This is a genomic window from Pseudomonas sp. S2_H10, assembly GCF_054668285.1.
The window spans coordinates 4534664-4557335 of sequence record NZ_CP162754.1 but is presented as its reverse complement, the minus strand read 5'-3'; the positions used below and the strand labels follow the sequence as shown (position 1 = coordinate 4557335).

General features: G+C 59.2%; 21 protein-coding genes. 4 read left to right on the top strand and 17 right to left on the bottom strand.

The features are described 5' to 3' along the window. Window positions 1–45: 45 nt before the first annotated feature. The 4 genes from glmM to rlmE all read right to left on the bottom strand — a co-directional run bounded on the left by glmM (window position 46) and on the right by rlmE (window position 5002). Window positions 46–1383 (bottom strand): phosphoglucosamine mutase, encoded by a 1338-nt coding sequence (gene glmM / locus AB4O16_RS20350; RefSeq protein ID WP_460155666.1) that lies wholly within the window; start codon window positions 1381–1383, stop codon window positions 46–48. Window positions 1384–1399: 16 nt separating this feature from the next. Continuing rightward, window positions 1400–2251: a dihydropteroate synthase gene (gene folP, locus AB4O16_RS20345; RefSeq protein ID WP_160389473.1), complete on the bottom strand. Its 852-nt coding sequence runs from the start codon at window positions 2249–2251 to the stop codon at window positions 1400–1402. Window positions 2252–2259: 8 nt separating this feature from the next. Further along, complete coding sequence (gene ftsH, locus AB4O16_RS20340; protein WP_015093436.1) at window positions 2260–4170, bottom strand: ATP-dependent zinc metalloprotease FtsH; 1911 nt, start codon at window positions 4168–4170, stop codon at window positions 2260–2262. A gap of 202 nt (window positions 4171–4372) precedes the next feature. Then, a complete protein-coding gene (rlmE, locus tag AB4O16_RS20335) occupies window positions 4373–5002 on the bottom strand; it encodes a 23S rRNA (uridine(2552)-2'-O)-methyltransferase RlmE (RefSeq protein ID WP_110657828.1) in 630 nt (209 codons plus the stop codon). Between the two features lie 101 nt (window positions 5003–5103). On the opposite strand from rlmE, the gene AB4O16_RS20330 reads away from it, so the two are divergent. After that, the gene (locus AB4O16_RS20330) at window positions 5104–5412 is read left to right on the top strand and encodes a YhbY family RNA-binding protein (RefSeq protein WP_007942889.1); all 309 of its coding nucleotides are present in this window, start codon (window positions 5104–5106) and stop codon (window positions 5410–5412) included. Window positions 5413–5421: 9 nt separating this feature from the next. Here the strand turns inward: AB4O16_RS20330 and AB4O16_RS20325 are convergent, their stop codons facing one another. The 8 genes from AB4O16_RS20325 to grpE form a co-directional block, all read right to left on the bottom strand. After that, a complete protein-coding gene (locus AB4O16_RS20325; RefSeq protein WP_460155665.1) occupies window positions 5422–5826 on the bottom strand; it encodes an MFS transporter in 405 nt (134 codons plus the stop codon). A gap of 28 nt (window positions 5827–5854) precedes the next feature. Beyond that, on the bottom strand, window positions 5855–6331 hold the full coding sequence (gene greA, locus AB4O16_RS20320) for a transcription elongation factor GreA (protein WP_056728592.1): 477 nt from the start codon (window positions 6329–6331) through the stop codon (window positions 5855–5857). A 2-nt stretch (window positions 6332–6333) separates the two neighbouring features. Beyond that, a complete protein-coding gene (carB, locus tag AB4O16_RS20315) occupies window positions 6334–9555 on the bottom strand; it encodes a carbamoyl-phosphate synthase large subunit (RefSeq protein ID WP_150714923.1) in 3222 nt (1073 codons plus the stop codon). Between the two features lie 115 nt (window positions 9556–9670). Next, on the bottom strand, window positions 9671–10807 hold the full coding sequence (gene carA / locus AB4O16_RS20310; RefSeq protein WP_460155664.1) for a glutamine-hydrolyzing carbamoyl-phosphate synthase small subunit: 1137 nt from the start codon (window positions 10805–10807) through the stop codon (window positions 9671–9673). A 259-nt stretch (window positions 10808–11066) separates the two neighbouring features. Next, complete coding sequence (gene dapB, locus AB4O16_RS20305; protein WP_056728226.1) at window positions 11067–11870, bottom strand: 4-hydroxy-tetrahydrodipicolinate reductase; 804 nt, start codon at window positions 11868–11870, stop codon at window positions 11067–11069. Window positions 11871–11880: 10 nt separating this feature from the next. Then, window positions 11881–13005: a molecular chaperone DnaJ gene (gene dnaJ, locus AB4O16_RS20300; RefSeq protein WP_110657818.1), complete on the bottom strand. Its 1125-nt coding sequence runs from the start codon at window positions 13003–13005 to the stop codon at window positions 11881–11883. Window positions 13006–13303: 298 nt separating this feature from the next. After that, window positions 13304–15220, bottom strand: coding sequence for a molecular chaperone DnaK (gene dnaK / locus AB4O16_RS20295; RefSeq protein ID WP_160389476.1), 1917 nt, complete (start codon window positions 15218–15220; stop codon window positions 13304–13306). A gap of 102 nt (window positions 15221–15322) precedes the next feature. Beyond that, window positions 15323–15889: a nucleotide exchange factor GrpE gene (gene grpE, locus AB4O16_RS20290; RefSeq protein ID WP_056728221.1), complete on the bottom strand. Its 567-nt coding sequence runs from the start codon at window positions 15887–15889 to the stop codon at window positions 15323–15325. A gap of 240 nt (window positions 15890–16129) precedes the next feature. Between grpE and recN the strand changes: the two genes are divergently transcribed. Then, entirely contained in the window at window positions 16130–17803 is a 1674-nt protein-coding gene (recN, locus tag AB4O16_RS20285; RefSeq protein ID WP_460155663.1) for a DNA repair protein RecN, read from the top strand. A gap of 74 nt (window positions 17804–17877) precedes the next feature. Here the strand turns inward: recN and fur are convergent, their stop codons facing one another. After that, window positions 17878–18282, bottom strand: a complete 405-nt coding sequence (fur, locus tag AB4O16_RS20280) for a ferric iron uptake transcriptional regulator (protein WP_003197684.1) — start codon at window positions 18280–18282, stop codon at window positions 17878–17880. A gap of 97 nt (window positions 18283–18379) precedes the next feature. On the opposite strand from fur, the gene AB4O16_RS20275 reads away from it, so the two are divergent. Continuing rightward, a complete protein-coding gene (locus tag AB4O16_RS20275) occupies window positions 18380–18907 on the top strand; it encodes an outer membrane protein assembly factor BamE (RefSeq protein WP_095129507.1) in 528 nt (175 codons plus the stop codon). A gap of 61 nt (window positions 18908–18968) precedes the next feature. Here AB4O16_RS20275 and AB4O16_RS20270 read toward each other — a convergent pair whose 3' ends face one another. The 3 genes from AB4O16_RS20270 to AB4O16_RS20260 are packed head-to-tail and all read right to left on the bottom strand — an operon-like array spanning window position 18969 to window position 21136. Then, entirely contained in the window at window positions 18969–19298 is a 330-nt protein-coding gene (locus tag AB4O16_RS20270) for an RnfH family protein (protein WP_160389478.1), read from the bottom strand. Then, window positions 19291–19725 carry a type II toxin-antitoxin system RatA family toxin gene (locus tag AB4O16_RS20265; RefSeq protein WP_160389479.1) on the bottom strand — a complete coding sequence of 145 codons (435 nt, stop codon included), beginning with the start codon at window positions 19723–19725 and terminating at the stop codon, window positions 19291–19293. Before AB4O16_RS20265 ends, AB4O16_RS20270 begins: the two co-directional genes overlap by 8 nt. A gap of 7 nt (window positions 19726–19732) precedes the next feature. After that, entirely contained in the window at window positions 19733–21136 is a 1404-nt protein-coding gene (locus AB4O16_RS20260) for a sodium-dependent transporter (RefSeq protein ID WP_160389480.1), read from the bottom strand. Between the two features lie 118 nt (window positions 21137–21254). Here AB4O16_RS20260 and smpB point away from each other — a divergent pair, with 118 nt between their 5' ends. Beyond that, a complete protein-coding gene (smpB, locus tag AB4O16_RS20255) occupies window positions 21255–21737 on the top strand; it encodes an SsrA-binding protein SmpB (protein ID WP_007973144.1) in 483 nt (160 codons plus the stop codon). 115 nt (window positions 21738–21852) lie between these two features. Here the strand turns inward: smpB and AB4O16_RS20250 are convergent, their stop codons facing one another. Further along, window positions 21853–22620 carry a GntR family transcriptional regulator gene (locus AB4O16_RS20250; RefSeq protein ID WP_160389481.1) on the bottom strand — a complete coding sequence of 256 codons (768 nt, stop codon included), beginning with the start codon at window positions 22618–22620 and terminating at the stop codon, window positions 21853–21855. Between the last annotated feature and the right edge of the window lie 52 nt (window positions 22621–22672).

Here is a 22672-nt window from a genome sequence, read left to right as displayed (position 1 = left end):
TGGGCGCAGATGTTACCCAACACAATCAAGGCTGGCAAGCCGAATTCAGGCAGAAACTTCAGTAACCAGTTTTGCCAGCTCTTCGGCATAGCCGCGAACCAGGGTTTCCTCTTCGCCTTCGACCATCACACGCACCAGCGGCTCGGTCCCGGACTTGCGCAACAGGACCCGGCCACGACCTGCCATTGCCTTGGTAACGCGATCGCTGGCTTCTTTGACCGCTGGATGCTCGAGGGGATTTGCACCGCCACCGAAACGCACATTGATCAGCACCTGCGGGCATTTGCGCAGCGCCTGACGCGATTGCGCCAGACCTTCGTCGCGTGTGCGCAGTGCCATCAGCACCTGCAGCGCGGCAATGATTGCATCACCCGTGGTGGTGTGGCTGAAGCACACGACGTGCCCGGAGTTTTCACCACCCACGATCCAGCTGCGCTCCAACAGCTCGGCAATCACATAGCGGTCACCGACGTTGGCACGCACGAATGGAATACCCAGGTCAGCCAGGGCCAGTTCCAGCCCCAGGTTGCTCATGAGGGTTCCGACCACGCCGCCCTGCAGCTTGTCGCGCAAATGCAGATCGCGGGCAATGATGAACAGCAATTCGTCACCATCGACCACCGCACCTGTGTGATCGACCATCTGAACCCGGTCACCATCACCATCGAAGGCGATACCCAGGTCGGCATGCTCGGCAATGACGGCAGCCTGCAGCGGCCCCATATGGGTCGAACCGCAGTTGTCGTTGATGTTCAGACCGTTGGGCTGAGCCGAGAGCACCACAACTTCAGCACCCAACTCACGAAACACGCTCGGCGCCACTTTGTAGGTCGCACCGTGAGCGCAGTCGATCACGATCTTCAGGCCCGAGAAGCTGGTGCCGGTCGGTACGCTGCTCTTGCAGAATTCGATATAGCGGCCCGAGGCGTCGTTGATACGCGACACTTTGCCGATCTTGCTCGACTCCACCACAGTCATTGGCGTGTCGAGCAACTCTTCAATCATCAGCTCGACCTCATCCGGAAGCTTGGTGCCCTTTCCGGAGAAAAACTTGATGCCATTGTCATCGTGCGGATTGTGCGAGGCGCTGATGACGATGCCTGCTTCGGCATGAAAGGTACGCGTCAGGTAGGCAATCGCCGGAGTCGGCATCGGACCGAGGAGCATCACATCGGCACCCGCGGAGGTAAGCCCCGCCTCAAGCGCAGACTCGAACATGTAGCCGGAGATCCGGGTGTCCTTGCCTACCAGTACCTTGCAGGCGCCCATCTTGCGAAACGCCATACCGGCAGCCCAGCCGAGCTTGAGCATGAAATCAGGAGTGATCGGGTATTGCCCGACACGCCCACGAATACCATCGGTGCCAAAATATTTTTTGCTCATAAGTGCTCCATCATTCTTATTCGGCTGATTCCACTGCGGCGATCATGCGCACCACATCCACTGTTTCGGCTACATCATGGACGCGCAATATACGCGCACCTTTCGCCGAAGCCAGCGCCGCGAGCGCCAAACCGCCATACAGCCGGTCTCCCACCGGACGATTCAATGCCTGACCAATCATGCTCTTTCGCGAAACCCCGACCAACAGGGGCCGCCCCAGGGCATGCAGGGCTTCCATATGTTTGAACAAGCTCAGATTGTGCTGCAAGGTCTTGGCGAAGCCAAAGCCGGGATCAAGAATGATCCGCTCGGCCGGGATACCCGCCAATGAACACTGAACCATGCGCTCGGCGAGAAACTCACCGACTTCCCTTGTAACGTCCTGATACTGCGGATTGTCCTGCATATCGCCGGGTTCGCCCAGCATATGCATCAGGCAAACCGGCAGACCGGTGGCCGCTGCGGCATCCAGCGCACCATCGCGACGCAATGAACGCACGTCATTGATCAACCCGGCGCCCAGGCGCGCAGTTTCACGCATGACCGCTGGCGTGGAGGTATCGACCGATATGATCACATCCAGCTCGCGATTGATGCGCTCGACAATGGGCGCCACGCGTTCCAGCTCTTCCAGCGGCGATACGACCCTGGCACCGGGACGGGTGGATTCGCCACCGACATCGATCAGCGTCGCGCCGGCCGCCACCATGGCTTCGGCGTGGCGCATGGCCGCGTCGAGCTGGCTGTATTGGCCACCATCGGAGAAAGAATCAGGAGTGACATTGAGAATACCCATGACATGCGTCTGGGCCAAATCAAGAACCCGGTTGCCGCAAGGCAACCGGGTCGAGGACTGAACAGAAGTCATTTCAAACCTTATACGTCAGCAGCAGGACCGCCGATCGGTGTTTCCGGGCGCTCGTCCTGCACCACCGGAGGGGTGCCGGAGGTACCGGTGCCACCCGACCAGTCGCGCGGCTCGCGCGGCGTACGCCCCGCCATGATGTCGTCGATCTGCTCGGCATCGATAGTTTCGTACTTCATCAAGGCATCGGCCATGGCGTCGAGCTTGTCACGGTTGTCCGTGAGGATCTGTTTCGCCGTGCCGTAGCACTGATCGATGATGCTGCGCACTTCGGAGTCGATCAGCTTGGCTGTCTCACCGGAGAAGCTTGCACTCTGACCGCCACCGCCGCGACCGAGGAACACTTCACCCTCTTCTTCGGCATACATCAACGGGCCGAGTTTTTCCGAAAGACCCCACTTGGTCACCATGTTCCGCGCAATCTGGCTGGCGCGCATGATGTCGTTGGAGGCACCGGTGGTCACGCCATCGAAGCCCAGGGTCATTTCTTCAGCGATACGACCGCCGTACAGCGAGCAGATCTGGCTGATCAACGCACGCTTGGACAGGCTGTAACGATCTTCTTCCGGCAGGAACATGGTCACACCCAGCGCTCGACCGCGCGGAATGATCGACACCTTGTACACCGGATCATGCTCAGGCACGACACGCCCCACAATGGCGTGGCCCGCCTCGTGATAAGCCGTGTTCTGCTTTTCTTTCTCGGACATGACCATGGATTTGCGCTCGGCGCCCATCATGATCTTGTCTTTGGCCAGTTCGAATTCTTTCATTTCGACGATGCGCTTGCCGGCACGGGCAGCGAACAGCGACGCTTCGTTGACCAGGTTGGCCAGGTCGGCACCGGAGAAGCCAGGAGTACCACGTGCGATCACGGCCGGGGCAACGTCGTCGCCCATTGGCACTTTACGCATGTGAACCTTGAGAATCTGTTCGCGGCCACGGATGTCCGGCAGACCGACCACCACCTGACGGTCGAAACGACCCGGACGCAGCAGCGCAGGGTCCAGTACGTCAGGACGGTTGGTCGCGGCAATCACGATGATGCCGTCGTTCATTTCGAAGCCGTCCATCTCGACCAGCAACTGGTTGAGAGTCTGTTCGCGCTCGTCGTGACCACCACCCATGCCGGCACCACGATGGCGACCGACCGCATCGATTTCGTCGATGAAGATGATGCATGGCGCGTGTTTCTTGGCCTGTTCGAACATGTCGCGAACACGGCTGGCACCCACGCCGACGAACATCTCGACGAAGTCGGAGCCGGAAATGGTGAAGAACGGTACCTTGGCTTCGCCGGCGATAGCCTTGGCCAGCAAGGTTTTACCGGTACCCGGAGGACCGACCATCAGTACGCCGCGTGGAATGCGACCACCCAGGCGCTGGAACTTGCCCGGATCGCGCAGGAACTCGACCAGTTCACCCACTTCTTCCTTGGCCTCGTCGCAACCGGCAACGTCAGCCAGGGTAGTCTTAACCTGATCCTCGGAGAGCAGGCGCGCCTTGCTCTTGCCGAAGCTCATCGGCCCGCCCTTGCCACCGGCACCGCCCTGCATCTGCCGCATGAAGAACATGAATACGGCAATGATCACCAGGATCGGGAAGCTGGCGACCAGGAGTTGAGTCCAGATGCTTTGCTGCTCAGGCTGCTTGCCTTCGACCACGACGTGGTTATCCACCAGGTCGCCGATCAGGCCGTTGTCCTGGATCGCCGGGCGAATGGTCTTGAAGCTGTCGCCATCGTTGCGTTTGCCGGTAATCACGTAGCCATCAACCGCCACGCGCTCGACCTTGCCATCCTTGACCTGCTGGATGAAGTCGGAATAGTTGAGGGTCTGCGGCTCGTTAGGGCTGGAGAAGTTGTTCATCACCGTCACCAGGACAGCCGCGATGATCAACCACAGGATCAGATTCTTTGCCATATCGTTCAATTAACTACCCTCTGAAGCAAGCTCCGCTACTGGCGCGCGCTTCGCATGATATTCACCGGCCTAACTTACTACATTACCTACAACTTGGCAGGCGCCGTCTGTAACCCTTTGTGAAACACTTTCTACACAATATTCGCTTATGCACGCGAGGCGAAATACGAAAAACCTATCGCCCCGGCCAAAAAAGCTCGTTTTATTCACTGCGACCGCGATAGCCCCAAGCCAGCATGTATTGCTCGCGAGAGCTGCCACGAGAAGAATCCGGCTTGATCATCTGGATCTTGTCGAATTTCTTACGGGCGTCCTTCAGGTAAACATCGAAACCTTCACCCTGAAAAATCTTGATCACGAAATTACCACCAGGCTTGAGTATCCGCTCCGCCAGATCAAGCGCCAGCTCACACAGGAACATGGCTTTGGGCATGTCCACTTCAGGCGTACCACTCATATTGGGGGCCATATCGGAAATCACAAGGTCCACCTGCGAATTACCCACGGCCTCAAGGATCCGAGCGAGCACTTCGTCCTGGGTGAAGTCACCCTGAATGAAAGTTACGTCCGGAATGCTGTCCATTTCCAGGATGTCCGAGGCGATCAGACGCCCCTGACCACCGATCAGCCGACTGGTAACCTGCGACCAGCCACCGGGCGCTGCACCCAGGTCGACAACGCTCATGCCCGGACGAATCAGTTTGTACTTCTCCTGGATTTCCAGAAGCTTGTAACTCGCCCGCGAGCGGTAGCCGTCCTTCTGCGCCTGCTTCACATAGGGATCATTGACATGTCTTTTCAGCCACTCAAGGCTTGTCTTGGAACGCGCCATTGGGCACCTCGATGATAAGGGTCGTGATTAGTTGGGCGGAGTCACGAACCCTCGGGTAAAATGGCCGCCATTTTACAGAATCCAGACGAAAGGGTCAGATTATGCCGCTCACTCAAGAGCAGAAGAAACAGTACAAATCCATTGGCCACCATCTGAAACCGGTTCTGATTGTGGCAGACAATGGTTTGACTGAAGGTGTGTTAGCCGAACTCGAACGCGCATTGGCGGATCACGAACTGATCAAGATCAAGCTCAACATCCTTGATCGCGAATCGCGCCTGGCGTCCATTGCAGAGCTCTGCAAGGTCGGCAAAGCGGATCTGGTCCAGGTCATCGGCAAGATGGCACTGATCTACCGCAAGAACTTCAGCGTCAACAAGCAGCTGTCGAACGTCCATCGTTTCAAGTGATGGCAAGGGTCAGGGGTGTGCTTCGCGCACCCTGCCACTCCATCCCGGCACCGGCTGCAACACCAGCACCAGCCCGGAAAACCCCAGGACAAGATAGCTGAACGCCTGCCAACGCAACGCATCCGGCCAGCCGAAACGCACCACGAAGTACATCGCGCACGCATACAGCGCCATCAACAGCAGTTGTCCGCGATTATCTCGCCATAGACTGACAAGGCCCTCGGCCTTAACCAGCACCAAAGCCTGAAAAATCACACACGCCGTAGCGAATCCCACTACCAGCGCATTGAGCGTGCCTGCGACTTCATCGATCAGCAGCGGCGCCAGGCCTATTCGCCCGAGCATCGGCAACAGACCGATTTGCAACAGCCACAAGCCGCCGACCCACAACATCTGGGTCAGCTGCCAAAGCATGGCGCCCGCACGAAGCGGGCGCCGGCTTTCAGATGTGACGAACTTCGACAATCTCGTACTCGATAACGCCACTTGGCGTTTTCACCGCAACCACATCGCCCTCTTCCTTGCCGATCAAGGCACGAGCCAGGGGCGAGCCGACCGAAATCTTGCCAAGTTTGAAGTCAGCCTCATCCTCACCCACGATGTGGTAAGTGACGCTTTCATCAGTCTCGACGTTGGCGATTTCGACGGTGGTGCCGAAGATAACCTTGCCAGTGTGAGGAATGGTCGTGACGTCGATGATGACCTGGTTCTGAATCCGGCCTTCGATGTCACGGATCCGCGCCTCGACCATACCTTGCTGCTCGCGAGCAGCGTGGTATTCGGCGTTTTCCTTCAAGTCACCCAACTCGCGGGCCGTACCGATGTCCTGGCTCAGCTTCGGACGTACGACCTTGGTCAGGTGAGTGTGCTCTTCTTCCAGGGCGCGAGCGCCCTGAACGGTCATTGGGTACTTCGTTATGCTCATGCCTTCAATCCTGCGTGTAGATCCTGCAAGCGGCGCACGGTCTTCTCGGGACCGAACTTCAGCGCTTCGCAGATAGCTTCGCCAGCAGCAATGGTGGTGGTGCAGTAGATCTTGTGCTGCAGGGCGTTGCGACGAATGGAATAGGAATCAGCGATCGACTGACGGCCTTCGGTGGTGTTGATGATCAGGGTGACTTCGTCATTCTTGATCATGTCGACCACGTGCGGACGACCCTCGGTCACCTTGTTCACGCGGCGTACTTTCAGGCCTGCAGCCTCGATCAGCTTGGCAGTACCGGCGGTAGCGACCACTTCGAAGCCCAAGTTGATCAGATCACGGGCCACGCCCGCAACCAGCGGCTTGTCGTCGTCACGCACGCTGATGAACGCAGTACCGCCGGTCGGCAGCACTTCGCTGGCGCCCATCTGGGCCTTGGCGAACGCTTCACCGAAGGTGTCGCCCACGCCCATCACTTCACCGGTGGACTTCATCTCTGGGCCGAGGATCGGGTCAACGCCAGGGAATTTGGCGAACGGGAACACCGCCTCTTTCACGCTGTAGAAGTTAGGAATGATTTCCTTGGTGAAACCGATTTCCTTCAGGGTTTTACCAGCCATCACGCGTGCAGCGATCATTGCCAGGGAAACACCGATGCACTTGGACACGAACGGCACGGTACGGGAAGCGCGCGGGTTGACTTCGATGACGTAGATGTCGTCGCCTTGCAGCGCCAACTGTACGTTCATCAGGCCGATCACGCCGAGTTCCAGGGCCATTTTCTTGACCTGTTCGCGCATCTCGTCCTGGATGTGCGCCGGCAGCGAGTACGGCGGCAGCGAGCAAGCGGAGTCACCGGAGTGAACGCCAGCCTGTTCGATGTGCTGCATGATCGCGCCGATCACCACGTCCTTGCCGTCGCAGACCGCATCCACGTCCATCTCGATGGCGCAGTTGAGGAAGTGGTCCAGCAGCACCGGGCTGTCGTTGGACACTTGCACCGCTTCACGCAGGTAGCGCTTGAGCTCTTCTTCTTCGTAGACGATTTCCATCGCACGACCGCCCAGTACGTAGGACGGGCGCACCACCAACGGGTAACCGATCTTGCTGGCGGCACGAATCGCTTCGTCTTCGCTGCGCACGGTGGCGTTTGGCGGCTGACGCAGGTTCAGGCGCTGGACCATCTGCTGGAAGCGCTCACGGTCTTCGGCACGGTCGATGGCGTCAGGGCTGGTACCGATGATCGGCACGCCAGCAGCTTCCAGGGCACGCGCCAGTTTCAGCGGGGTCTGGCCGCCGTACTGGACGATCACGCCTTTTGGCTTCTCGACGCGGACGATTTCCAGCACGTCTTCCAGGGTCACTGGCTCGAAGTACAGGCGATCGGAGGTGTCGTAGTCGGTGGAAACAGTTTCCGGGTTGCAGTTGACCATGATGGTCTCGTACCCGTCATCGCGCAGGGCCAGTGCCGCGTGTACGCAGCAGTAGTCGAACTCGATGCCCTGGCCGATACGGTTAGGACCGCCGCCCAGGATCATGATCTTGTCGCGGCCCGACGGCGCGGCTTCACACTCTTCCTCGTACGTCGAGTACAGGTAGGCGGTATCCGTGGCGAACTCGGCGGCGCAGGTGTCGACGCGCTTGTAGACCGGGAAGATTTCCAGCTTGTGACGGTGAGCACGCAGGCTCTTCTCGGTCACACCCAGCAGCTTGGCCAGGCGCATGTCGGAGAAGCCCTTGCGCTTGAGGCGGAACATCAGGTCTTTGTCGATCGACGACAAACCCAGAGTCTTGACCTTCTCTTCTTCCTTGATCAGATCTTCCATCTGCACCAGGAACCAAGGGTCGATCATGGTCATGCCGAAGATGTCTTCAACGCTCATGCCGGCGCGCATCGCGTCCGCCACGTACCAGATACGCTCGGCGCCCGGCACGGTCAGCTCGCGCTTGAGCACGCTCATGCTTTCCGGGTTGGCCAGGTCAACTTTCTCGTCCAGACCGCAAACACCCACTTCCAGACCGCGCAGGGCTTTCTGCAGGGATTCCTGGAAGGTACGGCCGATGGCCATGACTTCACCGACCGACTTCATTTGAGTGGTCAGGCGGGCGTCGGCTTTCGGGAATTTCTCGAAGGCAAAACGCGGCAGCTTGGTGACGACGTAGTCGATGGACGGCTCGAAGGACGCCGGGGTCTTGCCGCCGGTGATGTCGTTCGACAGCTCGTCGAGGGTGTAGCCCACAGCCAGCTTGGCCGCGACCTTGGCGATCGGGAAACCGGTGGCTTTCGAAGCCAGTGCCGAGGAGCGCGATACACGCGGGTTCATCTCGATCACGACCATGCGGCCGGTGTTCGGGCAGATACCGAACTGCACGTTGGAACCGCCGGTTTCAACGCCGATCTCGCGCAGTACCGCCAGGGAGGCGTTACGCAGGATCTGGTATTCCTTGTCGGTCAGGGTCTGCGCAGGAGCCACGGTGATCGAGTCACCGGTGTGCACGCCCATCGGATCGAAGTTTTCGATGGAGCAGACGATGATGCAGTTGTCCTTTTTGTCGCGGACAACCTCCATCTCGTACTCTTTCCAGCCGATCAGCGATTCGTCGATCAGCAGCTCCTTGGTCGGCGACAGGTCCAGACCACGGGCGCAGATTTCTTCGAACTCTTCACGGTTGTAAGCGATACCGCCACCGGTGCCGCCCATGGTGAAGGACGGACGGATGATGCACGGGAAGCCGAGCTTCTCGAGGACCGCGTTGGCCTCTTCCATGCTGTGGGCGATACCGGAACGCGGGCACGCCAGGCCGATGGACTTCATCGCCTTGTCGAAACGAGAGCGGTCTTCAGCCTTGTCGATGGTGTCGGCGTTGGCACCGATCATCTCTACGCCGAACTTCTCCAGGACGCCTTCGCGCTCCAGGTCCAGGGCGCAGTTCAGAGCGGTCTGGCCACCCATGGTCGGCAGCAGCGCGTCCGGACGCTCTTTCTCGATGATCTTGGCAACGGTCTGCCACTTGATCGGCTCGATGTAGGTGGCGTCGGCCATGGCCGGGTCGGTCATGATGGTGGCCGGGTTGGAGTTCACCAGGATGACGCGGTAACCCTCTTCGCGCAGGGCCTTGCAGGCCTGGGCGCCGGAGTAGTCGAATTCGCAGGCCTGGCCGATCACGATCGGGCCAGCACCAAGAATCAGGATGCTTTTAATGTCTGTACGTTTTGGCATGGGTTTGTCACTCAAATCCGCAGGTCAGTCGGCAAGCCGTCTTGTTCAATCCGTGACTTGAGGGGGCCGCCGGTCTCGGGACCACCCTCAAGCCTTGCTACATCAAGGCGAGCGATCAGCGTCGCTTGGCCATCTCGTTGATGAAGCGATCGAACAATGGCGCTACGTCGTTCGGGCCAGGGCTGGCTTCAGGGTGACCCTGGAAGCTGAAGGCGCTCTTGTCGGTACGCTCGATACCTTGCAGGGTGCCGTCGAACAGCGATTTGTGGATCGCGCGAACGTTGGCCGGCAGGGTCGCTTCGTCTACGGCAAAACCGTGGTTCTGGCTGGTGATCATCACCACACCGCTGTCCAGGTCCTGGACCGGGTGGTTGGCACCGTGGTGGCCGTGACCCATTTTCAGGGTCTTGGCGCCGGAGGCCAGGGCCAGCAGTTGGTGACCGAGGCAGATACCGAAGACCGGGATCTCGGTTTCCAGCACGTCCTTGATCGCCTGGATCGCGTAGTCGCATGGCTCCGGATCACCGGGGCCGTTGGACAGGAACACGCCGTCCGGCTTCAGTGCCAGTACATCGGCAGCAGGGGTTTGCGCCGGCACCACGGTCACGCGGCAACCGCGCTCGACCAGCATGCGCAGGATGTTCACCTTGACGCCGTAGTCGTAGGCAACCACGTGGTATGGCAGCTCGGAGGCTTCGATGGTCGCGTGGCTGTCGGTCTTCAGATCCCAGACAGTCGAGCGCCACTCGTAGCTTTCCTTGGTGCTGACGACTTTCGCCAGATCCATGCCCTTGAGGCCAGGGAAACCCCGGGCAGCGGCGATGGCGGCGGCTTCGGAAATGTTGTCACCGGCCATGATGCAGCCGTTCTGCGCGCCTTTTTCACGCAGGATGCGCGTCAGGCGGCGGGTGTCGATACCGGCGATGGCCACAACATTGTTGGCCTTCAGGTAGTCGGACAGGGACATCGTGTTACGCCAGTTGCTCGCAACCAGTGGCAGGTCACGGATGACCAGGCCGGCAGACCAGACGCGGTTGGACTCGGCGTCTTCCGGCGTGGTGCCGGTGTTGCCGATGTGCGGGTAAGTCAGGGTAACGATCTGTTGGGCGTAGGAAGGATCGGTAAGGATTTCCTGATAGCCGGTCATTGCGGTGTTGAACACCACCTCACCAACGGTCTGACCGTCGGCTCCAATGGCTTCGCCGCGAAAAATGCTGCCATCAGCAAGGGCGAGTATGGCTGGCTTAGTCAAGAAGACCTCCCGTAAATAAAGCCTGAAAGGGCGATCGCAGGTTGTAAAAAAGCGGAGTGACGTATGGACACGTCACCCCGCTTCTTCACTGAATTATTCTGCGCGCTTTTAGTGGACACACTAAAGCTGTAGCTTACAGAAAAAGGCCTTTTTGGTCTACCGCCAATGAGCCCTAAAGGCTGGAGAATGCGACAGGACGTCGCCTGGCGGAACAAAACCGGGCTCAAACGCTGTGCGCGAGCCCGATTTCGGGTGCATCTTAACGCAGATCGAGCACGTCTTGCATGTCGTAAAGGCCAGGCTCGCGCCCGTCCAGCCACAACGCAGCACGTACCGCGCCCTTGGCGAAGGTCATGCGGCTGGACGCCTTGTGGGTGATCTCGACACGCTCGCCATCAGCAGCGAACAGCACGGTGTGATCACCGACGATGTCACCGGCACGCACAGTCGCGAAACCGATGGTCTCACGCTCGCGAGCACCGGTCTGACCTTCACGGCCATACACCGCCACTTTCTTCAGATCACGACCCAACGCATCGGCAATCACCTCACCCATGCGCACGGCAGTGCCGGACGGCGCATCGACCTTATGCCGATGGTGAGCTTCGGTGATTTCGATGTCGACATCGTCGCCCAATACGCGAGCGGCCGTGTCGAGCAGCTTCAGGCACAGGTTGACCCCGACACTGAAGTTGGCCGCGAAGACGATCGGAATGTCCTTGCCCGCTTCCGCCAGCAGCTGTTTTTCTTCAACGCTGAAACCAGTGGTACCGATGATCATGGCCTTGCCGTGCTTACGGCAGAAAGCCAGGTTCTTCAGGGTTACCGTCGGGTGCGTGAAGTCGATCAGCACGTCGAACTCGTCGACTACCCGATCCAGATCGCCGGACAGCGGTACGCCGATGCGACCCAGCGCAGCCAGCTCACCGGCATCCGCGCCGACCAGCGTGCTGTCAGGGCGATCCACCGCCGCCGTCAGACCGGCACCCGGGGTTTGCTGCACCGCTTCAATCAGGGTCTTGCCCATGCGCCCGGCGGCGCCCATCACTGCAATACGTCGCATGCCTGTCTCCTTACAAATCGCCGAAGAAGCGCTTCACGCCTTCGAACCAACCGGTGGTTTTCGGCGAATGGCTGTTGTCGTCCGCCAGGGAGCTACGGAACTCCTCGAGCATTTCGCGCTGGCGACGGCTCAGATTGACCGGAGTCTCGACCGCCACACGGCACATCAGGTCACCGGCTCCGCCGCCACGCACCGGCGCGACGCCCTTGCCGCGAACGCGGAACTGCTTGCCAGTCTGGGTCCCCTCGGGGATCTTCAGCTTGACCCGACCATCAAGGGTCGGAATCTCCAGCTCGCCGCCCAGCGCCGCATCGACGAAGCTGATTGGCACTTCGCAGAACAGGTGCTTGCCGTCGCGCTGGAAAATCGAGTGCTCGCGCACATTGATCACCACGTACAGATCGCCAGTTGGCCCACCTTGGGCACCCGCCTCGCCTTCGCCGGACAGGCGAATGCGGTCACCGGTATCGACACCGGCCGGCACTTTCACCGACAGGGTCTTGTACTCTTCGACACGGCCTTCGCCGTGGCACGAATCGCACGGATCGGAAATGATCTTGCCCTGGCCATGGCAACGCGGGCAGGTCTGCTGCACCGAGAAGAAGCCTTGTTGCATGCGCACCTGGCCGATACCGCCGCAAGTCGGGCAAGTCACCGGCGCAGAACCTTTCTTGGCACCGGAGCCGTCGCAAGGCTTGCAGTTGACCAGCGTCGGAACGCGGATATTCACGGTCGTACCGCGCACCGCTTCTTCCAGGTCCAGCTCCAGGGTGTAGCGCAAATCGCTGCCGCGCTGAGCGCCGCCACGGGAACCGCCGCGACCGCCACCGAAGAAGTCACTGAAGACATCGCCAAAGATGTCGGAGAAGTTCTGGCCGCCGAAACCGGCACCGCCGCCACCCATGCTTGGGTCGACACCGGCGTGGCCGTACTGGTCGTACGCCGCACGTTTGCTGGAATCGGACAGCACTTCGTAGGCCTCGTTGGCCTCCTTGAACATCTCTTCCGACGCTTTGTCATCGGGATTACGGTCCGGGTGGTGCTTCATCGCCAGGCGACGGTAGGCCTTTTTCAGGTCCGCCTCGCTTGTGCCTCGCTCAACACCCAATACTTCGTAATAGTCACGCTTTGCCATAAGTCATCTGCACTCTTGAGGACGTTCGGCAAACCTCTCCTGAGCCCTGCCGAACTCGTTGAGCCCCAATACAGGCCCGGACCCAACTCACGTCAATTCAACGATCCTGGTCTTTGTTTCGATTTGGCACTTGCGGCTCGGAAAGCAGGAGCATTCCCGACCATGCCAGCAGCACGCGAACGTTGTCGCACACTGTAAAAATTCGCGTATTCCAGACACGCCAACGCGGGAGCAAGCTCCCGCGCGGCGACATCCTACCAGTCACCGCCTTAAGGCAGTCAACCGGCCGACCAACAACTTACTTGTGGTCTTTGACTTCTTCGAACTCGGCATCGACAACGTCGTCAGCCTTTTCCGCCGATTCGCCCTGCGGTGCAGCGCCTTCAGCAGGCTGAGCCTGTTCGGCATACATCTTCTGCGCCACTGGAGCGGAGACTTTCGACAGCTCTTCAACCTTGGCTTCGATAACGGCCTTGTCGTCGCCTTTGACAGCGGCTTCCAGGGCAACTACAGCAGCTTCGATTGCAGTCTTCTCTTCAGCGCTCACCTTGTCGCCAGCATCGGCAACCATTTTGCGCGTCGAGTGAACCAGTGCATCACCCTGGTTACGGGCAGTGGCCAGCTCTTCGAACTTGCGGTCTTCCTCGGCGTTGGCCTCGGCATCACGCACCATGCGCTCGATCTCTTCGTCGGACAGACCGGAGTTGGCCTTGATCACGATCGACTGAGTCTTGCCAGTGGCCTTGTCCTTGGCGCCTACGTGCAGGATGCCGTTGGCGTCGATGTCGAAGGTCACTTCGATTTGTGGCACGCCACGTGGTGCTGGTGGAATCTCGGCCAAGTCGAACTTGCCCAGGGACTTGTTCTGCGTCGCTTGCTTACGCTCACCTTGCAACACGTGAATGGTCACGGCGCCCTGGTTGTCGTCGGCAGTCGAGAACACTTGCGATTTCTTGGTAGGAATCGTGGTGTTTTTCTCGATCAGCGCAGTCATCACGCCGCCCATGGTTTCGATACCCAGGGTCAGCGGGCTAACGTCCAGCAGCAGAACGTCTTTCACGTCACCAGCCAGTACGGCGCCCTGAATGGCAGCACCCATGGCAACCGCTTCGTCCGGGTTCACGTCTTTACGAGCTTCTTTACCGAAGAACTCGGTCACCAGCTTCTGAACCAGTGGCATACGGGTCTGACCGCCGACCAGGATCACGTCGTTGATCGCGCCAACGTCGATACCGGAGTCTTTCAGCGCAATGCGGCAAGGCTCGATGGTACGTTGAACCAGGTCTTCAACCAGCGCTTCCAGCTTGGCGCGGGAGATCTTCACGTTCAGGTGCTTCGGACCGGTGGCGTCTGCAGTGATGTACGGCAGGTTCACGTCGGTCGACTGAGCGGAAGACAGCTCGATCTTGGCTTTTTCAGCGGCTTCTTTCAGGCGCTGCATGGCCAGCGGGTCGCCCTTGAGGTTCATGCCGCTTTCTTTCTTGAATTCGTCGACGAGGTAGTCGATCAGACGAATGTCAAAGTCTTCACCGCCCAGGAACGTGTCACCGTTGGTGGCCAGTACTTCGAACTGGTGCTCGCCATCGACTTCAGCGATCTCGATCACGGAAACGTCGAAAGTACCGCCGCCCAGGTCGTAAACGATCACGGTGTGATCGCCCTTGGCCTTGTCCATACCGTAAGCCAGAGCGGCCGCGGTTGGTTCGTTGATGATACGTTTCACGTCCAGACCGGCGATGCGGCCGGCGTCTTTGGTCGCCTGACGCTGGCTGTCGTTGAAGTAGGCCGGAACGGTGATCACCGCTTCAGTCACGGTCTCGCCGAGGTAGTCTTCGGCGGTCTTCTTCATCTTTTTCAGGATTTCAGCCGAGATTTGTGGCGGTGCCATTTTCTGGCCGTTCACTTCAACCCAGGCGTCGCTGTTGTCAGCCTTGACGATCTTGTAAGGGACCATCTGAATGTCTTTCTGCACGACTTCTTCGTCGAAACGACGACCGATCAGACGCTTCACCGCATACAGGGTGTTATGCGGATTGGTCACAGCCTGACGCTTGGCCGACTGGCCAACCAGAATTTCGCCATCGTTGGCGTAAGCGATGATCGACGGCGTGGTACGCGCGCCTTCAGCGTTTTCAATAACTTTTGCCTTGCCGTTTTCCAGCACGGAGACGCAGGAGTTGGTAGTCCCCAGGTCGATACCGATAATTTTGCCCATGTTCACTCTCCCGAAACTTTGGATTTGGTTGCCGCAGCAGTGGTGGCTAACTGCGGTAGCACTTAAACGCTTGACTTATAAATGGGGGCCTTGCGGCGGATTTCAAGCCTGCTCGTCAATCGAAGGCGAAACCGGCGCAGGCGCCTTGCTGACCACGACCATTGCCGGGCGCAGCAGGCGACCATTGAGCTGATAGCCCTTCTGGAACACCTTCAGAACGCTGTTCGGCTCGACGTCGGCGCTTTCCTGCATGGCCATTGCCTGATGGTGAACGGCGTTGAACGGTTCGCCATGCGGGTCGATCGCTTCAAGCTGATAACGCTTGAGGGTGTCGTGGAACATTTTCAGGGTCAGCTCGATGCCTTCGCGCATCGGACGGATGCTTTCGTCGTCCGGGCTGGACAGTTCCAGGCCACGTTCCAGGCTGTCGACGATCGGCAGCAGGTCGCTGGCGAATTTTTCCAGCGCGAACTTGTGAGCCTTCTCTACATCCTGCTCGGCGCGACGGCGGACGTTCTGCAGATCGGCGGCTACACGCAAAGCCTGATCCTGAGCGCCTGCCAGTTGCTCTTCGAGCACTTGTACACGAGCCGCCAGGTCATCACCCGAAGCCTCGGGCGCCTGGTTGGCGTCTGGGTTTTGCGTATCCACTGTCTGTTCGTCAGCCATAGATTTCTCCTTTCAATTTCGTCCGCGAGCTCAACTCGCGCTTCTGCCCAGCTATATGGGGCCGCAAAATCCGGCTTCAAGGGGCGCTGAAGATTAACCCTACAAAAAACAACTGCATTGTCATTCCCGATTGCGATAAGGGTTTCGTCGGGCCGAGCCAATCGAGCTAACAAGGGGCATTGTCAGTCGCGAATAAAACACTGTATAAATAACCAGACCTAACACCTGGGAGCGGCCCATATGCTGGTGCACCTGTCCGTACACAACTACGCCATCGTTGAACATCTCGATCTCGAACTCGATCGCGGGATGAGCGTGATCACCGGGGAAACCGGCGCGGGCAAGTCGATCATGCTCGACGCGCTGGGCCTCACCCTCGGTGATCGCGCCGACAGCGGCGTGGTCCGCCCCGGTGCCGACAAGGCCGACATCCTGGCCACCTTCGATCTGGCCGATATTCCCGAAGCCAGCGCCTGGCTGGCCGAGCGCGACCTCGAAAACGACGGTCCGTGCATCCTGCGCCGGGTGATCACGTCCGAAGGACGCTCGCGCGGCTACATCAACGGCACGCCCTGCCCACTGGGCGACCTCAAGGCGCTGGGCGAACTGCTGATCGACATTCACAGCCAGCACGAACACCAATCCCTGCTCAAGACCGATACCCACCGGCGCCTGCTCGATGAATATGCCGGCGCTACGGATCTTGCCCGCCTGGTACAACTTGCCGCCCAGCGCTGGCGCCAGACCCGCCAGGAACTGGAGCGACTCTCCAATTCCGGCGACGAGCAACGCGCCCGCCATCAGTTGCTCAGCTATCAACTCGAAGAACTGGAAAACCTGGGCCTGGGCGACAACGAGCTGGAGCAGCTCGAGCAGGAACACAAGAACCTCACCAACGCCGAAACCTTGCTGGGCATTTGCCGGCAAGTGGTCGAGCAATGCAGCGAAAGTGATTCCGGGAATGTCCTGAACGCCCTCACCGCCAGCCTCAACCGCCTGTCGAGTGTGAACAACTCGATCGGCGCGCTCGGCGAAGCCAGCAGCTTGCTGACCAGCGCACAGATTCAGGTTGAAGAAGCCGTGGGCGAATTGAACCGCTTCCTGGACAACTTCGACGCCGACCCGGCGCGACTTCAATATCTGGAAGAACGTCTCGACGCGATCTACACCATGGCGCGCAAACATCGCATCCAGCCGACCGAAGTCGCGGAGATGCAACAGCGCCTGCTCGATGAAATCGAAACCCTGAATGCCAACGACGAATCCATCGAGCGACTGAGCGACGAATTGGCTTCCTATGCCCGCCACTATCAGGAAAAGGCCCGGGAGCTGAGCGACTTGCGCCATCAGGCATCAAGCAGCCTGGCCAGCGCCGTGGAGCAGGAAATCCAGCGCCTGGGCATGCCCGGCGGCCGCTTCACCATTGAACTGCGCCCGAACAGCAGCAATGAACTACTGCCAAACGGACTTGAACAGGTCGAATTGCTCGTCAGTGCCAACCCGGGGCAGCCGTTAAAAGCCCTGGCGAAAGTAGCCTCCGGCGGTGAGCTTTCGCGGATCAGCCTGGCCATCCAGGTGATCACCGCCCAAACCTCTCGCGTGCCAACGCTGGTGTTCGACGAAGTCGACGTGGGCATTGGCGGCCCGACCGCCGAGATTGTCGGCCAGTTGCTGCGTCGGCTCGGCGAGCGGGGACAGGTGTTGACCGTCACCCACTTGCCACAAGTCGCCGCGCAAGGTCATCAACATCTGTTTGTGCACAAGGTGCGCGGAGAGGATGCCACTCGCACAGCCGTCTCCAAGCTGAGCAAGAACGATCGTATCGAAGAGGTCGCGCGAATGCTGGGCGGCATCGACCTGACCAAGGAATCCCTTGCCCACGCCAAAAAAATGGTCGTGACCGCAAAAGTTTAAGGCGGGCAGAAAGCACGAAGGCGACCCCGGGGTCGCCTTCGTTCGTTTCGCGAACGGATGTTCGCGCGACATGCTTACTTTTTCTTGCGCACGTACAGCACCAGATTGTGATCAACCATCTCGAAGCCATACTTGTCGACGATTGCTTTCTGGAGCCGCTCGATTTCTTCGTCGAAGAATTCGATCACTTCGCTGGTTTCGACGTTGACCATATGGTCGTGATGCTTTCCGTCGTCCAGTTCGAAGACCGCATGGCCTCCGTCGAAGTTGTGCCGCACCACAAGGCCAGCTGCCTCGAACTGGGTCAGGACACGGTAAACCGTGGCCAGACCGACGTCCTCACCAGCCTCCATAAGGGCCTTGTAGACATCCTCGGCACTCATGTGGCGCTGCTCGGCGGAATCGAGCATTTGCAGAATTTTGACCCGTGGCAGGGTCACTTTGAGGCCGGCTTTGCGTAGTTCGCTATTTTCAACCATGGTCAGCTTTCTCGCGATGCTGCTTCGCAGCTTCTCTTAATGCGGGTATGATCGGCGTTTACGTTGTCCCAGCCAAGATAGTGGAAGTCGCCCACCGATGCAAAACACCAAGCTCTTGCTAACCAGTTTCACCTTTGTGGGACTGCTCGCACTCGCCGGTTGTTCATTCCCCGGGGTTTACAAAATCGACATCCAGCAGGGCAATGTCGTCACGCAGGACATGATAGACCAGTTACGCCCGGGAATGACCCGTAAGCAAGTACGGTTTATCATGGGCAACCCTCTGCTGACTGACACGTTCCATGCCGATCGCTGGGATTATCTGTACAGCCTGCAACCGGGTGGCGGTGAACGCCAACAGGAACGCATTAGCGTTATCTTCAACCCAAATGATCAGCTTGTCAGCCTCTCTGGTGATTTCATGCCAGGCGTGAGCCGTGACGAAGCCATTCTCGGCAAGGACAGCGGCACGACAGTGGCTGCACCGGCAGAAAACGTCGAGAAGCCAAAACCGGAAAAACCGGTCAAGCCAGGTTCGTTGCTGGATCAGATCCAGAAGGACGTCGACGGTGTAGAAACCGTTCCGGTCCCGACGCCTGAACCACTGGAAACCTCGCCGCAATAATTTGCGACTCAATAAAAAGCCCGGCATACCCGGGCTTTTTATTGTCTGGCGCTCCAGCCAATCACTGATTCCGCGCTTTGGCCTCGGCAGCTTTGGCCTCGGCAGCTTTCGCCGCGCGCAGTCGGCGCACCTCTTTCGGATCGGCCAACAGAGGTCGATAAATCTCGATTCGATCCCCCGCCTGAACAGACCGATGCTCCGGATCGGCCAAAACCTTGCCGAAGATACCCACAGGGCAATTGGCCAGATCCAGTTCAGGAAACGTTTCGGCCACCGCCGACTTGAGCAAGGCCGCCCGCACACTCGTTCCTACCGGAACCGCCAGGGTCAGCAGTACCTGACGGTCGACGGCCGCGTAGACCACCTCGACTTCAATCATGACCTCAACCATGTATCTGCTTGGCACGCTGGCAGAACGCATCCACCAGGGTATTGGCCGCCTGGTTGAACAGTGGTCCCAGAGTGGCGCGAACCAGCGGCCCGGCATAATCGAACGACAGATCGAGGCTGATCTTGCAGGCCTTGTCTGTCAGCGCCTTGAACACCCATATGCCATGCAATTGGGTGAAAGGGCCCTCTTCGAGGTTCATTTCGATCGATTGACCGGGAACCAGCGTGTTGCGCGTCACGAAGTGCTGACTGAGGCCGCCCTTCGCCACGCCAACGCTCGCCCGCATATGTTCAGGGGAGCTCTCCAGGACTTCGGCGGTCGAGCACCACGGCAGAAACTCCGGATAGCGCGCCACGTCGTTGACCAGGTCATACAGCGCTTGTGCCGGGTATGGCAGCAATGCCGATCGCGAAATGTGTGTCGTCATGTCAGCGTCACTTCCACAGCTGGGCGGCAAACACTACGAGGATGCCGATGGGCGCCACATAGCGCATCAAGAACAAGGACAGACCAAACAGCGCCGGGTTGCGGATCGACAACTCGTCGCGCACCGCCTCACGCCCCATGATCCAGCCCGCAAACACCACGAAACACAAACCGCCAAGCGGCAACATGAGTCGCGAGGTGAAGAAATCGATCACGCCAAAGAAGTCGAGACCACCGTTTGCTCCCCATTGGTAGAGGTGGAACATCCCGCCTTCGTTCACGAAAAACTTGGCCTCCTTCCAGATATTGAAGGAGAACACCGTGCCCAGGCCGACAAACCAGCAACTGAAAGCCAGCCAGAAAGTGACCCATGCACGACTCACTTTAGTGCGCTCGACCAGGTAGGCCACCATCGGTTCAAGCAGGGAAATCGCCGAACTCCAGGCCGCGACCGCCACCAGCACGAAGAACACCACACCCATCAATTGTCCGAACGCCACGTTCCCGAAGGCAAACGGCAAGCTGACGAACATCAACCCCGGCCCCTCGCTCGGGTTCAGGCCCGCCGCGAAAACAATCGGAAACAGTGCCAGGCCGGCCACCAGGGACACGAAGGTGTCGAGCAGCGCCACGCCGACGACCGTCCCCGAAATCGACGAATTCTTCGGCATGTAGGCGCCATAGATCATGATCGAACCGACACCCACACTCAGCGAGAAGAACGCGTGCCCCATTGCCGGCAACAAGCCGTCCAGGACCTTTTCCGGGTGGAAGTCGAACATGAAATGCACGCCCTCCATGAAGTGACCGGTGGTCATGCTGTAGCCCAGCAGCACCAGGATCATCACGAACAGCAACGGCATCATGATGCGCAAACTGCGCTCAAGCCCGGCAACCACGCCCTTGGCGATCACCACCGCTGATAACAGCATGAAAATCGTGTGCCAAAGTGTCAGGCGCCAGGGATCGGCGATCACGTTGCCGAAGTAAGCCCCCACCTGATCCGCCGTCACGCCCTGGAAGTCGCCACGCCCCATGTCGATGATGTAATCCAGCGACCATCCGCCCACTACACTGTAGAACGACAGGATCAGCAACGCCGTGATCATTCCGGCGAATGCACCCCAGGACCATTTGGCCGAGTGCCCCGCCTCGACCGCCAGGATCTTCAAGGCATTGGCCGGGCTCTGCCGGGCACGCCGGCCGATCAGGGTTTCGGCCAGCATGACCGGCACGCCGATCAGCGCGATGCAGGCCAGGAACATCAGCACGAAAGCGCCGCCGCCATAGACACCGACCATGTACGGGAATTTCCAGATACTACCCAGTCCCACGGCCGAACCGGTCGCGGCGAGTATGAAGACCCAGCGGCTAGCCCAACTGCCGTGGACAGAAACCTTGTCTGTCGACATCGTTATCACGCCCAAGCGTTCAAAAAAGAGGCCGCATTGTCCGGGATTCAATCAACCTGCTCAAGCACGTAGCATCCCCGTAGCCGACTCTGATGTAACTCCCTATAATGCCGCCCCTATGGCTAAACAGAAGAAACACCCAACAGGGACCATCGCGCAAAATAAAAAGGCGCGACACGATTACTTCATCGAGCATAAGTTCGAGGCTGGTCTGGTCCTGGCCGGCTGGGAAGTAAAAAGTTTGCGGGCAAGCAAGCTGCAGCTGGTCGACAGCTACGTGCTGCTCAAGGATGGCGAAGCCTGGCTGCTGGGCAGCCATATTACGCCTCTGACGACCGCCAGCACCCACGTCATCGCCGATCCGGTTCGCAGCCGCAAGCTGCTGCTCAACCGTCGCGAGCTGGACAAGCTTTCCGCTGCGGTGCAGCAAAAGGGTTATGCCTGCGTGTGCCTGTCCTGGTACTGGAGCAAGCACATGGTCAAGTGCGAGATCGCGCTGGGCAAGGGCAAGAAGGAATACGACAAGCGCGATACCGAGCGCGAACGCGATGCCGGCCGCGAGCTGCAGCGCGCGGTGCGCAACAAGGGCAAGGAAGACTGATTCCGCTCCTTGAAATCGCGATCGCCAGCAAGCCGGCTCCTACAGGGTTTCGATGTACCCGTGGGAGTGGACTTGCCCGCGATGGCGATCGCCCAATCACCACAAACCCAACTGACTACATCCCCTTGCGCCGCTCCGCCCGGGCCACGCGCTGCACTTCCTGACGCACTTCTTCCAGCACCTCCTGCACATACAGGATGTGTCGACTGGAAACTTCCCGCGCCTGCTCCGCATGCCCTTCGATAATCGCCTGGTACAACTCCCGATGCTGCGTGATCAGCATGTCGCGGGTTTCGGTGCGCTGCTTGTACATGCCACCAATGTTGGTCACCACGTTGCGCTTGAGCAGGTCGAACAGCCCGCGAATGGTGTGCAGCAACACCGCGTTATGGCTGGCCTCGGCGATCGCCAGGTGAAACCTGGCGTCCGCGGCTCCCTCTTCGGCACGACTCACCTCTTCGTGCCGCGAATAACAATCCTGTAATTCGTTGAACGCCGCGGTCAGTCGCTCGCGATCCACATCAGTGGCACGCAGCGCCGCGTAATAGGCACAAGATGCTTCCAGCGTATGGCGAAACTCCAGCAGATCGCGCTGCGCCTCGGGATTGCTTTCCAGCAGCTGCAACAAGGGATCACTGAAGGTCGTACCCAGTGATTCCACCACATAATTGCCGCCGCCCTGGCGACTGACCAGCAGGCCCTTGGCAGTCAGCTTCTGAATGGCTTCGCGCAACGAAGGACGCGACACGCCAAATTGCTCGGCCAACGCGCGCTCGGCCGGCAAACGCTCACCCGCCTTCAGCGTGCCCTCGAGGATCATGCCCTCAAGCTGCTCGACAATATCGTCAGACAAACGGCGCTGACGAATCTGATCAAACCCCATAACTCGATTACTCCACGATCCGACGGCTCGCCGGGGCTCTATTCTGGCCTAT